General features: G+C 67.2%; 17 protein-coding genes. 4 read left to right on the top strand and 13 right to left on the bottom strand.

Annotation, left to right across the window (positions count from 1 at the left end):
* The first annotated feature begins 16 nt into the window (after positions 1-16).
* Positions 17-331 (top strand): 2TM domain-containing protein, encoded by a 315-nt coding sequence (locus tag FQU96_RS28340; RefSeq protein WP_178130749.1) that lies wholly within the window; start codon positions 17-19, stop codon positions 329-331.
* A gap of 20 nt (positions 332-351) precedes the next feature.
* Here FQU96_RS28340 and FQU96_RS28335 read toward each other — a convergent pair whose 3' ends face one another.
* Positions 352-1515, bottom strand: coding sequence for an FAD-binding oxidoreductase (locus FQU96_RS28335; RefSeq protein ID WP_146544740.1), 1164 nt, complete (start codon positions 1513-1515; stop codon positions 352-354).
* A gap of 95 nt (positions 1516-1610) precedes the next feature.
* Between FQU96_RS28335 and FQU96_RS28330 the strand changes: the two genes are divergently transcribed.
* Positions 1611-2558 (top strand): threonine/serine dehydratase, encoded by a 948-nt coding sequence (locus tag FQU96_RS28330; protein ID WP_146544739.1) that lies wholly within the window; start codon positions 1611-1613, stop codon positions 2556-2558.
* A 135-nt stretch (positions 2559-2693) separates the two neighbouring features.
* On the opposite strand, the gene FQU96_RS28325 is transcribed toward FQU96_RS28330, so the two are convergent.
* Positions 2694-3407, bottom strand: coding sequence for a cytidylyltransferase domain-containing protein (locus FQU96_RS28325; protein WP_146544738.1), 714 nt, complete (start codon positions 3405-3407; stop codon positions 2694-2696).
* Positions 3408-3463: 56 nt separating this feature from the next.
* Positions 3464-4375, bottom strand: coding sequence for a S9 family peptidase (locus FQU96_RS28320; RefSeq protein WP_178130748.1), 912 nt, complete (start codon positions 4373-4375; stop codon positions 3464-3466).
* 61 nt (positions 4376-4436) lie between these two features.
* Here FQU96_RS28320 and FQU96_RS28315 point away from each other — a divergent pair, with 61 nt between their 5' ends.
* Positions 4437-5603 carry an acyl-CoA dehydrogenase family protein gene (locus tag FQU96_RS28315; protein WP_146544736.1) on the top strand — a complete coding sequence of 389 codons (1167 nt, stop codon included), beginning with the start codon at positions 4437-4439 and terminating at the stop codon, positions 5601-5603.
* Between the two features lie 69 nt (positions 5604-5672).
* Here the strand turns inward: FQU96_RS28315 and FQU96_RS28310 are convergent, their stop codons facing one another.
* From FQU96_RS28310 to FQU96_RS28300, 3 genes are all read right to left on the bottom strand, one after another.
* A complete protein-coding gene (locus FQU96_RS28310; protein WP_146544735.1) occupies positions 5673-6074 on the bottom strand; it encodes a type II toxin-antitoxin system VapC family toxin in 402 nt (133 codons plus the stop codon).
* Positions 6071-6322, bottom strand: a complete 252-nt coding sequence (locus FQU96_RS28305) for a type II toxin-antitoxin system VapB family antitoxin (RefSeq protein ID WP_146544734.1) — start codon at positions 6320-6322, stop codon at positions 6071-6073. Before FQU96_RS28305 ends, FQU96_RS28310 begins: the two co-directional genes overlap by 4 nt.
* A gap of 77 nt (positions 6323-6399) precedes the next feature.
* Positions 6400-6789, bottom strand: a complete 390-nt coding sequence (locus FQU96_RS28300) for a RidA family protein (protein WP_146544733.1) — start codon at positions 6787-6789, stop codon at positions 6400-6402.
* Positions 6790-6875: 86 nt separating this feature from the next.
* Between FQU96_RS28300 and FQU96_RS28295 the strand changes: the two genes are divergently transcribed.
* Positions 6876-7874, top strand: coding sequence for a proline racemase family protein (locus FQU96_RS28295; protein WP_218574913.1), 999 nt, complete (start codon positions 6876-6878; stop codon positions 7872-7874).
* A gap of 14 nt (positions 7875-7888) precedes the next feature.
* Here FQU96_RS28295 and FQU96_RS28290 read toward each other — a convergent pair whose 3' ends face one another.
* The 7 genes from FQU96_RS28290 to FQU96_RS28260 all read right to left on the bottom strand — a co-directional run bounded on the left by FQU96_RS28290 (position 7889) and on the right by FQU96_RS28260 (position 13731).
* Positions 7889-8341, bottom strand: a complete 453-nt coding sequence (locus tag FQU96_RS28290) for an SH3 domain-containing protein (RefSeq protein WP_146544732.1) — start codon at positions 8339-8341, stop codon at positions 7889-7891.
* Between the two features lie 242 nt (positions 8342-8583).
* Positions 8584-9192, bottom strand: a complete 609-nt coding sequence (locus FQU96_RS28285; RefSeq protein ID WP_146544731.1) for a gamma-glutamylcyclotransferase — start codon at positions 9190-9192, stop codon at positions 8584-8586.
* 2 nt (positions 9193-9194) lie between these two features.
* Positions 9195-10055, bottom strand: coding sequence for a DMT family transporter (locus tag FQU96_RS28280; RefSeq protein ID WP_255468604.1), 861 nt, complete (start codon positions 10053-10055; stop codon positions 9195-9197).
* Positions 10056-10253: 198 nt separating this feature from the next.
* A complete protein-coding gene (locus FQU96_RS28275; RefSeq protein ID WP_146544729.1) occupies positions 10254-10778 on the bottom strand; it encodes an OmpA family protein in 525 nt (174 codons plus the stop codon).
* A 74-nt stretch (positions 10779-10852) separates the two neighbouring features.
* Positions 10853-11725: a prephenate/arogenate dehydrogenase family protein gene (locus FQU96_RS28270; protein WP_146544728.1), complete on the bottom strand. Its 873-nt coding sequence runs from the start codon at positions 11723-11725 to the stop codon at positions 10853-10855.
* A gap of 44 nt (positions 11726-11769) precedes the next feature.
* A complete protein-coding gene (gene hisC / locus FQU96_RS28265; RefSeq protein WP_146544727.1) occupies positions 11770-12858 on the bottom strand; it encodes a histidinol-phosphate transaminase in 1089 nt (362 codons plus the stop codon).
* 27 nt (positions 12859-12885) lie between these two features.
* Complete coding sequence (locus FQU96_RS28260; protein WP_146544726.1) at positions 12886-13731, bottom strand: chorismate mutase; 846 nt, start codon at positions 13729-13731, stop codon at positions 12886-12888.
* Positions 13732-13996: the final 265 nt, after the last annotated feature.

The following is a 13996-nucleotide window of genomic DNA, read 5'->3' as shown; positions in this document are numbered from 1 at the left end:
TCCGGAGACACACGATATGTCCGCTGCCAGCCTGCCGGAAGACGAGGTCTTACGCCGGGCCCAGCGCCGGCTGGCGGTGATCAAGGCGTTCTATGGTCACCTCGCGGTCTATCTTGCCGTCAACGCCATGCTGCACCTGATCAACCTGTTCGGCAGCCGGCACTACTGGGCGATCTGGCCGCTGCTGGGGTGGGGCATCGCGATCGCCATCCAGGCCGCCTCGACATTCGAGTGGCCGCTGCGGCTGCTGGCACCGGACTGGGAGCAGCGCAAGCTGCGCCAGCTCATGGAGGCCGAACGCCGACGCGCCGGCGGCACGCCGACGTCCTAGCGTGGGCGTGAAGCCGAAACTCAGGCCTTCGGCCCATCATCCGCCAGCGGCTCTCCATCCACCACGCGACGCCACGACAGGCGCGACAGATCGATGGAGCGAAACCCGCCGTCGAGGATCAGCTCTTTGACGGCGCGCCCCACCGCGGGCGCGTGCATCAGACCGTGTCCGGAAAAACCGGCGGCCAGGATGAAGTTGGGCACCGTGTCGAAGCGGTCGATGATCGGGTTGCCGTCCAGTCGGTTCATGTCGTAGTGGCCGACCCAGCCACCTTTCGGCTTGATGGCCTCGAAGGCAGCGCTTTGTTCGGCAAGCTGCGGCCACAGCACGGACTCGAACACCTCGTGCTCCAGGTCCCAGTTGAAGCCGCTCGGCTGCCGCGGGTTGGTGAAACCGCAGATGTAGCCGTCCTGGTGGACGCGCACCCCGAGACCGTCCATGCGACGCATGGCCGGAATGGGTTCGATGCGCTGCTGCGTCAGGAAGAAGAATTGCTGGCGGCGCACGGGCTCGATCGGCACCGGCATCCCCACCATGGCGCAGATCTCCGGCGCCCAGCAATTGGCGGCATTGACCAGTGTGTCGACGGATAGGCCGCGGCCCGAGGCCAGACGCGCCGCGGTGACCCGTGCGCCTGATATCTCCAGTCCGACGAGGCGATCTTGCACATATGTCACGCCCAACCCTGACGCGGCCTTGCGGAACCCCATCAGCGCCGCGTAGGGATCGATCTGCCCGTCCGCGGGCGACAACGCGGCACAATCCACGCTGACAAAGCGAAAGGACGGGTAGCGCCGGCGCAGCTCGTCAACGCCCAGGACATGCACCTCCACACCAGCCGCGCGCTGCATGCGGACATTGGCTTCGAGCGCCGCGATGCTCTGCGCGCCGCGCACCTGATAGAGATAGCCGCGGCGTCGGAATTGCGGGTCAAATTCCACGGCGCTGCCACGCACATGCTCGGCGAAGGCCGAATAGACCTGATCGCCGTAGAGCGACATTTCGACATTCTCGCGCACGGCATGCTGCAGGCGGATGCCACCGACCGCGCGCGGCGTGGCCGCGAACTCGTAGGTAGGGTCAGGTTCCAGCACGGTGACCGCAGCGCCCGCTCCGGCCAGTGCCAGATAATAGGCAATGCAGGATCCCATGATCCCGCCGCCCACGATAACGATCCGTTCCATTCCCGAACTCTCCCACAACCGTCGCGGCGTCGACCAAGCCCGATATGGAGCCGCGACCGATGGACGGACGCGCCGGAATTGGCTAACACCGGGCCATGCCCGACGCACCTGTTGTTCCAACGGTCTCGCCTGACGCCGTTGCCGCGGCCTACGTCCGCATCAAGCCCCATATCCGTTACACGCCAGTGATCGACCTGCCGGCGGACGCCTTCGGCCTTGCCCATGGGCTGGCGCTGAAGCTGGAGTCACTGCAGCACAGCGGCACCTTCAAAGGCCGCGGCGCGTTCCACAAGCTGCTGGTCAGCACACCGGGGCCGGCCGGCGTCATCGCCGCCTCGGGCGGCAACCACGGCGCCGCCGTGGCCTATGCTGCCCGCGCGCTGGGTCATCGCGCCGAAATCTTCGTGCCCACCATTTCGGCGCCGGCCAAGGTCGAGCGTCTGCGCAGCTACGGCGCTGTCGTGCATCAGGTCGGGGCCGTTTATGCCGAGGCGCGGGCCGCCAGCGAAGCGCGTGCCCAGGAGACGGGCGCGCTGACCATTGCTGCCTACGACGACCCCGAGGTCTTCGTCGGCGCCGGCACGACGGCACTGGAATTCGAAATGCAGACGCGGTTCGACACGCTGGTGGTGGCCGTGGGCGGCGGCGGCCTGATCGCCGGTTGTGCGCTGTGGTGCGGCGCGCGGGTGAAGGTGATCGCCGTCGAGACCGAGGGCACACCCAGCCTGCACGCCGCGCTGGCGGCGGGCGAGCCGGTCGATGTCGCCGTCAGCGGACTGGCCGCCGACGCGCTGGGCGCCACGCGGATCGGTGCCCCCAATTTCGAGATCGCCCGCAACCGGGTCGCGCGCAGCGTGCTGGTCACCGACGACGCTGTGCGCGATGCCCAGCGCGCGCTGTGGCGTGAGCTGCGCGTCATGGCCGAACCGGCCGGCGCCACCGGCCTCGCCGCACTGCTCTCCGGTGCCTACAAGCCCGAAGCCGGCGAGAAGGTCGGCGTGCTGGTGTGCGGCGCCAACCTCGATCCGGCGTCGGTGGCCTGATCGGCCTGTGGTACCTGGAAGCGCTGATCGCTGACACACCTGTCATCCCGAGCGCAGCGAGGGATCTCCCGCGAACGGCGCACCATGCGTCGCTAGCAGGAGATCCCTCGCTGCGCTCGGGATGACCGTCGCAGTCTACGGCGCCTCGCGCGCCGCCAACCAGCGCGCGATCTCAAGCTCGAAGGGATCGTCGATGTTGACGATCGCCTCGTCGATCGGCACGCCAATGCAATCTTCCTCGACGATGTGCCGGCGCTCGATGACCGTCGGTCGTAGCGCCGCGTAGCAATAGCCGTTGCGATACCAGTAGGGTGGAATGGTCTGCCTGTTCTTGTGCTGCGCACCGTCGGCGGCAAAGAACGACAACCTGCCGGCATCATCGCGCAACAACAGCTTCTGTGGCGTGAAATGGCCCGGCACGCGGCTGACCGTGCAGGCCGCGGCGCTGCCGCCCTCGATCATCGACCGCACCGTGGCCTCGACATGGGCCGGCGTGCGGAAGGGGCTGGTGGGTTGCAGATAGACCGAGATCTCGAAGCGCATACCGTGCTGGGCTTCGGCAGCCAGCCAGGCATGGATCCAGACATCCGCGGCATGAGCCGTGTCGCTGGAGAGATCGGCCGGGCGCAGGAAGGGTGCGTCGAGCCCGTGGCGCCGTGCCTCGGCTGCGAAGTCGGGATCATCGGTGCTGATCAGGGCATGATCGATCCACGGCAGAGCCTTGATGACTGCCGCGGTGCGGGCGATCAGCGACAGGCCGCCGACCTCGGCGATGTTCTTGCGCGGCACGCCCTTGCTGCCGCCGCGCGCCGGCACCACCGCCAGAACCGTCCTGCCCTGCCAAGCCATGCCGTCGATCCTCCACGGGGGCGCTATGACATGGACGCCGGCCAGAGGAAAGAGCCTCAGGGCGACCGATCGAGGAGTGGTTTCACATGCGGTGACCAGATCGTCACGCTGCCTCTGGCCACAAACAGGGCATGGCCGTCCTGCCCGAAGGCCGGCAGCAGCCGGTAGGTCGCCGAACCGCCGGCACTGCGGTAGGCATCGGCCATGCGCCGGCTGAGCCCTGCATCGAAGAAGGAATCGTTGGCCGTATAGAGCCACAGCGTCGGCGTACGCGCCGTACGGCCGTAGGTGCCGGCTCCCTGTACCAGCTTCTCGGGTGAGCAGTTGTCGTTGGGCAGATTGTCGCGCCGCCCGCCGCGGCCGCCGGCGACATTGATCATGGCCGCCACACCCGGCGGATTGAGGCTGGCGTAGGCCAGGGTGGCCCAGCCGCCCGCCGAATGCCCGGCAACGACGAGGCCTTCCGCGCGAACGAACGGCTGCTGGCGCATGAAAGCCACGGCGGCAGCGATGTCGCGAGCGCCCTCGCGACCGGCACCGACGAAGTCGGCATTGTCGCAGTAACCGAACGACTCGTTCTGCCGGCCGCCGGTCTCGCCATAGCCACGCCGTTGCGGCACCACGACAACGTAGCCCTGGTCCACGAACCACGCCGACGCCTCGGCAAAGCGCGGCTGCGGCGCGGTCGCCGGCCCGGCGATCGACGCGCCGTGGTTGATCACCACCAGCGGTCGGGGACTCTCCCCCATCGGACGATACACCACGGTGCGCATCAACCGCCCTGAACCGTCATCGGTCGGGATCAGCCAGCGCTGCTCGCGGTATTTGCCCTGTTCAGCACCTTGGGGGCCGGGCGCCTGGGCACGCGCCGGCGGCACGACAGCCAGGGCCAGGAGGACTGTGAGCGCGAAGCCGCGGTGGCGCATGAAATCGATCAGAGCGGGATATCCTACGATGCCACGAGTCACGCCCTGGCGCCATGCGCGAACGGCGCTTGAGCCCATCCGGCCCCGCCGCTAGCGTCAGCCGATGAGTGACCTCACCAGCGACTTCGACGCCGACCTCACCACCGCCGAGCGGGATCTGATTGCGCGCGCCCGCGCTTTCGCCGAAATCCATGTCGGCCCGCACGCCGCGCGCTGGGAGTGGGAGCGCCGCCATCCCACCGAGACCCTGCGCGCGGCCTGCGCCGAGCGACTGCACACCGTCGAGCTGCCGGCCAAACATGGCGGCCGGGGGCTCTCCTTCTCCGCCAAGCTGCGCATGTGCGAGGAGATCGCGCGCCACGACTACGCCTTCGCCTTCTCGCTGGTGAACCACGCCAACGCCACGACGCGGATGGCACGCGACGGCAGCGCCGCGCTGATCGGCCGCGTGCTGCCGCGCATGCTGAGCGGCGAGGTGATCGGCTGCGCCGGCCTGTCCGAGCCCGGCGCCGGCAGCGACTTCGCCGCCATCAAGACACGCGCGCGCAAGATCGATGGCGGCTGGGCACTCGACGGCGCCAAGGCCTGGATCGGCAACGCCGCCGTCGCCGGCATCGTGGCCACCTACGCGCAGACCGACCCGTCGCAAGGCTCCAAGGGCATCGGCTGCTTCGCGGTCGAGGCCGATCGGCCGGGCTTTCACCGCGATCCGCCGTTTGCACTGCACGGCGGCCACGCCCACGGTGCCGGCGGCTTCCGCCTCGAGGGCTACGTTGCGCCCGACGACGCGGTGCTGCAGCTCCCTGGCGAGGCCTTCAAGATGGCGCTCAACGGCATCAACGGCGCCCGCGCCTATGTCGCGGCCATGTGCTGCGGCATGCTGGCGGCATCGATCGATGTCGCGACGGCCTACACCAACGAGCGCCAGACGTTCGGCCGCAAGGTGATCGAGCACCAGGGCCTGCGCTGGAAGCTGGTCGATGCGCTGACCGACCTCGAGGCGGCGCGCCTGCTGACCTACCGCGCCGCGCGCCTGATCGACCGCGGCGGCGATGCCGTGCTGCCGGCGGCGCACGCCAAGAAGTTCGCCACCGAGATGGCGCTGGCGCGCATCGCCGACTGCATCCAGGCCATGGGCGCCAACGGGCTGCGCGCCGAGTACCCTCTGGCCCGCCACCTCGCCTGCGCCAAGATCGCCTGCTACACCGACGGCTCGATCGAGATGATGAACGAGCGCATCGGCCAATCGCTGCGGCGCGCCAAAAGATAGCCAGTGGATGAATGCGCCGCCGATGCGTACTCGCGCCATCGCGGCGGCAACAATCGCGAGAGCGCAACATCAGGCAATGCTGATGTCGGTCAACGGAAAGTCCTGCCCTTTGCACAACAACAGGGCACCGGTTTCCTTTGCCAGCGCATAAGCAAAACAATCACCGTAGTTCAGTGCCGCGCCGTGCCCGGTCCCTTTGCCGAACCGCATGTGGGCCGCACGCGCGACTTGCGCCTGCTCCGCCGTCACAGGCTCGATTCGAATTCCTGCCAAATCGATGAATTCATCGAGCCATCGCTCGGCCTTTTCCGAAGGAATTTTCTTCAATGCCCGCAAGACGATCGAGACTTCGAGCAGATTGGCCGCCGATATGATCGGGTCGCTGTCACCGGCGATACTCCGCGCATAACGCGCGGCATCATCTTCCTGGCGAAAGATGGCGATGACGGCCGAGCTATCGACCACGATCACGTCGGCAGCCCGTTCTCGTCATAGCCGAGGATCTCGTCCGGGCTTCGTCCGGTATCGGGCAGTGCGGCATAGCGGCTGCCGATTTTCATCAGCCGGGCCGCAATGCTGTCGGTCTGGCGCAGCCGACGCTCGCGGGCCAGACGCTCCCGCAGCGCCAGAGTGACGGCAGAGGTCAAGCTTTCTCCAGTCAGCTGTGCAAGTTCCGTTGCCAGCTTGTGGGCCTCGTCATTCTTGATATTGAGATGCATCGGCCATTGCCCCATCATTGTGGTAGAAATATAGGAAATTTCTACCACAACAGCAAGACGTCAGGCGATGGCGCCCGCTATACCGCTTTCACCGCGTCGAGCTGGATTTCGATCAGCATCTCGGGCCACGGCAGACCGGCGACGTACATCAGCATCGAGGCCGGCTTGGCGCCGTCGAGGAAACGGGTGCGCAGCGGCTGGTAGAGCGGTCCGTCCTCGCGCCGCACCAGGTACTGTGTCACTCGCACGATGTCGTGCGGACCCATGTCTGCCGACGCCAATGCCTTCAGCACGTTGCGCCAGGCCCATTCGGCCTGGGTCGTGAAGTCGGGTGACAGCTTGCCCTCCTGGTCGAAGCCGGGCGTGCCCGAGGTGCTGAGGAAGCGCAGGTTGCCGCGCATTTCGACGGCATCGCTATAGGCGCTGATCCGTGAGATGACGCCGGTATCGTGTTCGATGCGGGACATGGCTACACTCCGTTCTGCTGTGTAGCGACAAGGTAGGAGCGTTCTGCTGCCCTTTCCTTCGGAAAGGACCGAACCGTCGAGACCCCATGACCGTGAGCCTGCGCACCATCGACATGCACACCGGCGGCGAGCCGACGCGCATCATCCTTGACGGCTGGCCGTCACTGGAGGCGCCAACCCTGCTGGGCAAGCGGCGCGAAGCGCGCGACAAGCACGACCACCTGCGCCGCGCCCTGATGCACGAGCCGCGCGGCCACGCCGAGATGTACGGCGCGCTGCTGGTGCCGCCGGACCATCCCGAAGCCGATCTTGCCGTGCTGTTCCTGCACAACGAGGGCTACAGCACGATGTGCGGCCACGCCACCATTGCGCTCGCGCGCTGGGCCGTCGACAGCGGGCGCGTGGCGACGGTCGCGCCGGAAACGACCGTGCGCCTGCAATGCCCGTGCGGCCTGGTCACGGCGCATGTCGCGGTCAGTGACGGCCGCGCCGGTCGCGTGCGATTCGAGAGCGTGCCCGGCTTCGCCTTTGCGCTCGATGCCATCGTGCCGACCGAGACCTGGGGGCCGGTGACCGTCGACATCGGCTACGGCGGCGCCTTCTACGCGTTCCTGGATGCCGCCAGCATCGGGCTCGACGTGCGCACCACGCCGGTCCGCGCCCTGATCGATGCCGGAGAGACGATCGCCGACGCTGTCCGGCGCTTCATCCCGCTGCAGCATCCCGACGATCCGGATCTCGCCTTCATCTATGGCACCATTTTCACGGATGGCGGGACCGGCGTGTCGTCGCCCAGCCGCAACGTCTGCATCTTCGCCGGCCGGCAGGTCGATCGCAGCCCGACCGGCAGCGGCGTGACCGCGCGCATCGCCCTGCAGATGGCACGACGACAGGTCGGCCTGGGCCAGCCGTGCACCTATGAAAGCGTCACCGGCGCGCATTTCACCGGCCATGCCGTGCGCGAGACCACTGTCGGCAACCGCAAGGCCGTGATCGTCGAAGTCGCCGGCGAGGCGTACTACACCGGTGAGAGCGTGTTCCGGTTGGAGGACAGCGACCCGTTGCGGTGGGGCTTCAGGATCTGACGTTGCGGCGTGCGCTACCAGCCCCAGACCAGCCGCCGTGCGATCCATCCCCGCAATCCGCCGTCACGCTGCACCTTGATCCAGTTGCTCTTGCGCTCGAGCGTCTTCAGCAAGTCGCCGTAAGCGAGCTTGGCGATGATCCGACTGCGCGTCGTGGGCTGGCTGCGCATGTTCGCGACCTTGACGTTCACGATGGAATACGGCGTGCCGGCGGTGAGCGGCCGATAGATCCATCCGCCGTCATTCTCGAAATCGCGGACTTCAAGCCATTTGCCGCGTTGCCCGATGACCTTGAGCGGATAGCCGTGGCTCACGATCCATTCCGCAGGATACTGTTTTCCGGGGCCCGACCGCAGATTCACCTCTTCGCCGGCGACGCTCACCATCCGCTGTGCGTCCGCCTGCGGCGTGATCAGCAGAAAGAAAGTCGAAAGAAGCAGCACCAGGCAACGGAAGCGGCGAATCATTCAATGGACTCCATCGTGGAAGGTGACCGTGCATCACTGCGTGCGTCGGGACCGGCGTCGATGGTCCTGACGCGGCCGCGGTTCTCCCATGATGTTCCAGATGCAACTCAACCTCAATTCCATATCGCGTGCCGGGCATGCCGCACTCTGCGTGATCGAACACGGGCGACCTTCGTCTTGAACGACGCCGAACCGAGACAGATGAACGGGACGACGCCGTTAGCGTCGGATTCACTCGGGCCCTAACGATCGGCGGCCGGTGCATCGCTTTCCAGTGGAACCGCTGTACGACGCACCGCCTCGAGCAGCGCATGCAGTGACGGATCGCGGAAGCCGTGCGCCTCGAGTTGTTCGACGGTGTTCACCAGATAGTCGAGATTGCGGCCGGTGACACCGACACCCTGGCGGATCAGGCGCACCGCGTCGGCCTGCGGCAGCTTGCCGGCGTATTGCAAATGGTCGCGGTTGGCGAGGTAGACCAACGCCTCGACCGTGGAGCCATCGGCAAGGATCACGGGCCGCACGGTCTCCAGATAGACGCCGTCGTTCATGATCTCGCGGTCCCACAGATAGTGCCGCACGACATCATAGCCGTCCTGCGGCAGCCGATGGACCATGCCGCGGCAAACACCGCCAGGCAGCAATCCCAGGATCAGGCCCGGCGCCTCCTTGGTGCCGCGATAGTGTTCGGACCGGATGCAGAAGGCGCGATGCCAGCCGGGCAGCCGTGCCGGCCGCGTCTCGGGCGTCGCGAAGCCCGGGTTCCACATCAGCGAGCCGTAGGCGAAGACCCAGTCCGGACGCGCCGCGATGGGCGCCGTGCTCGACGCAGGATAGGTGGGTCGGACCATGATCAGCGCCGCGTTGCCAGTGCCACGCCGACGACCGTCACGGCCATGCCGAGCAAAGCCAGCGCACCCAGCCGCTCGCCGAACAGCAGCCAGGCCATCACTGCCGTGCACGGCGGCACCAGGTAGAACAAAGCCGCCACGCCGGTCGCCGCGCCGCGCCGGATCAGCCACAGCAGCAGCATGGCAGCACCGACGCTCATCGCCAGCACCGACCAGACCAGTGCGATGGTCAGATCGAGCGTCCACGTCACCTCGATGCGTTCAAACAACAGCGTGCAGATCGAGAAGGCGATCGCCGTAATGATGTATTGCGTCGCCGTACCGGTGCGCAGGTCAATACCGCCCATGAAGCGTTTCTGCCACAGCGTGCCTGCGGTCATGCCCAGCAGTGCCACGACCGACAGCAGGACGGTCACCAGCGTCGCGGAGCCCACCTGCGCCTTCTCCCACACGACCAGGGCCGTGCCGATCAGGCCCAGCACCAGGCCCAGCCACTGCCAGCGCGTCACGGTCTCGCCCAGCAGCGGACCGGCCGCGACCGCCGTCAGCAGCGGCTGCAGCGAGACGATCAGCGCCGAGACACCGGCCGGCAGTCCGCGTTCGATCGCTGTGAAGACGCCACCGATATAGACGAAATGCATCAGCAGGCCGGCGACGGCGCAATGGCCGACATCCGAGGCGCGCCGCGGCCACGTCGCCGCCCCCAGCACCGCGACCCCACCCAGCAGGATGGCCGCCAACCAGTAGCGCAACGTGAGGAACGTCCCGCTCTGCGTGTAGGGCAGGGCGAGCTTGGCGACAATGAAGCCGGTGCTCCACAGGAACACGAAGATGGCGGGGGGCAGAACGGCGCGCAGAGACACGAGCGGGCAACGCAGTGGCGAACTGGTCCGGCGTTCTACACCGCCCTGCTACGCGACGCGAAGCCTATTGCCGCTACCCTGCGATGCTTTTTCGGACCGCGGGCGTCCACGCCCGCATTCGCTCGCAGCGAAGCGAAGAGCGAACCAACGTCGGCGCTGCGCGCCGATGCGGGCGTGGACGCCCGCGGTCCGAATAGCCTACAACGACACGCGGGTGGAGACGCGGCGGTTGGTGCGCCGGTTCTTGTCGTCCTTTTTGCCCTTCTTCGATTCGGGCTTGGCCGTGCGCGTCACCTGCGAATCGTCGAAGGCGATCAGCGAAATGCGTTCGGACTGGACGCCTTGTTTCACGAGGTAGTCCCGCACCCCTCGCGCGCGCGACAGGCAAAACTCGCGTGATTTCGCCGGCTCGATGTCGTCATCGCAGTAGGCTTCGAGCGTCACCTTCACGTCAGGCTTGGCAACCAGCCACTTGGCCTGGTTGTCGAGGATCTTCAGCGACTTCAAGGTGAGGTCGTTCGATTGGTAGGGGAACATCACGGTATCGCCCACGGCGACCGCGAATTCGCTCTGCAGCTGCGTGACAGGTGTCGGCGGCGCCGGCGGTGTCGCCGGCTTGGTCGCCGGCGTACCGGCGGGCGGGGTCGCCGGCGGCATCTGGGCCGCAGCGCCGGTCGCCAGCGCGACCATGACAATCGAAGCGATGACAGTGCGCGGGATCATGATCCTACACTCCAGCCGGACACCCGAGGTTGCACCACCTTCTGGTGATCGCCAATTGCGGCGAAAATCGCGCCTCAGGCCTGCTTCATGTCGAGCAGCGCACGACGGATGGCCCGGGTGCGGGAGAACAACTCGAACAGCTTGTCGCCCTCGCCCCAGCGGATGGCGCGCTGCAGGTAGAACAGGTCCTCCTGGAAGCGGCCCAGGATCTCCAGCACGGCCTCGCGATTGTTCAGGAACACGTCGCGCCACATGGTGGGATCGGACGCCGCGATACGCGTGAAGTCACGGAAACCACCGGCGGCGAACTTGATCACTTCGGAGCGCCGTTCGCCGGCCATGTCGTCGGCGGTGCCGACGATGGTGTAGGCGATCAGGTGCGGCAGGTGCGATACGATGCCCAGCACCTTGTCGTGCCAATCCGGCGCCATGAACTCGACCATGCTGCCGCAACGGCGCCAGAACTCGGCAACCGTGTCGGCGGCGGCCCGGTCGACGTCCGGCAGTGGCGTGACGATGGCCCAGCGGCCCTCGAACAACTCGGGAAACCCCGCCTCCGGCCCCGAATGCTCGGTGCCGGCGATGGGGTGGGCGGGTACGAAATGCACGCCCTTCGGCACGTGCGGGCGCATGTCGCGGATCACGGCCTGCTTGACCGAGCCGACCTCGGACAGGATGGCGCCGGGCTTGAGGCTGGGCGCGATGATCCGGGTTGCCTCGCCGCAGGCGCCAACCGGCGTGCAGATGATCACCAGGTCGGCGTCCACGCAAGCCGCAGCGAGATCCGTGCCGCATTCGTCGACCAGCCCCAGGCGGTTGGCGGTGTCGGCGGTCTCCTGCCGGCGCGTGGCGGCGACGATGCGGCGCGCCAGCCCTGCCTGCCGTGCCTTGAGGGCAAGCGAGGCGCCGATCAGACCGATGCCGATCAGCGTCAGCTTGTCGAACATGGGGGCCGCCACGTCCGGTGCGGCGGCGCTATCTGTCGCGTTGCTCATCGTTGCGCGACGAAGCGGGCGAGCGAGTCGCGGACCGCCTTGACCTCGTCCTCCGTGCCGATGGTGATGCGCAGGTACTGGGGCAGGCCGTAGCCGTGCATCATGCGCGGGATAAGACCGTCTTCCATCAGGTGCGCGTTGGCGGCCTCGGCGCGCGCCTGGGTACCGAAGCCCACCAGCACGAAGTTGCCGACGCTGGGACGCGGCTCGAGACCCAGCTTGGCCAGCTCAGCCGACAGCCAGGGCAGCCAGATGTCGTTGTTGGTGCGGGTGGCGTCGGCATGCGCCACGTCGGCCAGCGCCGCGATGCCGGCCGCCTGGGCCGCGGCATTGACATTGAAAGGCTGGCGCAGCCGGTTCATGACGTCGATGATCGTCGCCGGCCCGTACATCCAGCCCAGGCGCAGGCCGCCCATGGCGTAGATCTTCGAGAACGTGCGGCACATCACGACATTCTCGGCCGCGTTCACCAGATCGACGCCGGCATCGTAGTCGTTGCGCGACACGTATTCAGCGTAGGCAGCGTCAAGCACCAGCAGCACGTTCTTGGGCAGTCCGGCATGCAGGCGGCGAACATCGTCCTTGGTGATGTAGCTGCCGGTCGGGTTGTTGGGGTTGGCGAGGCAGACGATCCTCGTCTTGGCCGTCACCTTGGCCAGCATCGCATCGACGTCGGTGCGCAGGTCCGTCTCGGGCGCCGCCACCGGCGTGGCGCCCACGCCCTTGGCATTGAGCGGGTACATCATGAAGCCGTGCGCGCTGTACAACAGCTCGTCGCCCGGCCCGCAGTAGGCACGCACCAGCAGGTTCAGCAGCTCGTCCGAGCCGGCGCCGCAGACGATGCGTGCCGGATCGAGGCCATAATGGCGCCCCAGCGCGTCGCGCAGCTTCTCGCTGCCGCCGTCGGGATAACGATGCAATTCGCCGGCCGCCTTGACGAAGGCTTCCATCGCCTTGGGGCTGGGACCCAGCGCGCCTTCGTTGGACGAGAGCTTCATCACCCTCGCCCTGCCCTCGACGGTGTCCTTGCCACCGACATAGGGCGCGATGGTCATGATCCCGGGACGAGGCTGCGGAGCGGTCATCATGATCTCCGATGAATGCGAGGGCGCTCAGCGCACCAGTGGCGGCACCGCATAGGCACCCAGCGCCACGACACGGGCACCGTCGATGCCCAGCGCCACGGCCAGTGCGGCAAGCCGTGGGTCGGCGTCACCGACGAATTCAGGAATTTCGATCAGGTCCCAGTAGGTGCCGCCCTGCTCGACGTCGAACAGAGCCGTCGCATCCTGCAGGCCGGCCTTGCGGATCGCGGCCGCCAGGCGGCTGCGGCTGATCTCCTCGCGCGCCTCGATGGCAATCAAGGAGCGGTCCTCGCCGCTGGGCTCGGCATCCAGCCGCGCCAGCACGAAGCCGGTGAGGTCGCGGCCCCGGCTGTTGGGCATGGCGACGAAGGGCAATTTCTGAACGATGTTGGGCGTGGTCGGATCGCCGCTCATCAGCCGCGGCCACCACGGCTGCGGCTCATCCTGCGCCGGCGCCGGCACGACGCCGATGACGTTGGGGTCAGCCCTTACGGCCGCCAGCACCTGGATCGGCGTTTCGTGGGCTGTAAACGGGATCTGCACACCGAAATGGTCGCGCGCCAGGTCCCAATAGCCGGGCTGATCGGCCGGCCGACAGATCGCGACGCGGATCGGGCACTGCAGAAATGTGAAGGCACCCATGATCTCGCGCCAAAGACGCACCATGGAAGCTGGCGGAAACCGCCCGCCATGACGGACCAGCAAGCGGCGGATCACCTGGGCCTCGCGGCCGGGCCGCAGCGCCAGGCCGCCCGCCGCCTTGGCTGCGGCGATGCGCTCCACCAGCTCGGCGCGACGCATCAGCAGATCGTGCAGCGTATCGTCGATGCCGTCGATCTGTTGGCGCAGGTCGTCGAGGTTGGGACCGTCCATGCGTGCGAAAATAAGGCTAGGCGCGAGGGCTGAACACGGGGGTGGGCACAGGGGCGATACCTCTAGTCGGAAGGCTGGCCAAAAGCAAAGTAAACGTTGACACCTCTGTCCTCCCCAACGCAGTTGGGGAGGTGCCCCGCAGGGGCGGAGGGGAGCCGACGTGGTCTATGTGGCTGAGACCGCGTGGGCTCCCCCTCCGGCCTTAGTGCGACCGCAGCACATGGGTAACAGATTGTACTCAGCACATGGGTGACAGTTTTCTCGC

It is taken from the genome of Reyranella sp. CPCC 100927 (assembly GCF_007859315.1).
In the GTDB taxonomy this organism is placed as follows: domain Bacteria; phylum Pseudomonadota; class Alphaproteobacteria; order Reyranellales; family Reyranellaceae; genus Vineibacter.
This window is presented reverse-complemented; position numbering and strand designations above follow the sequence as displayed.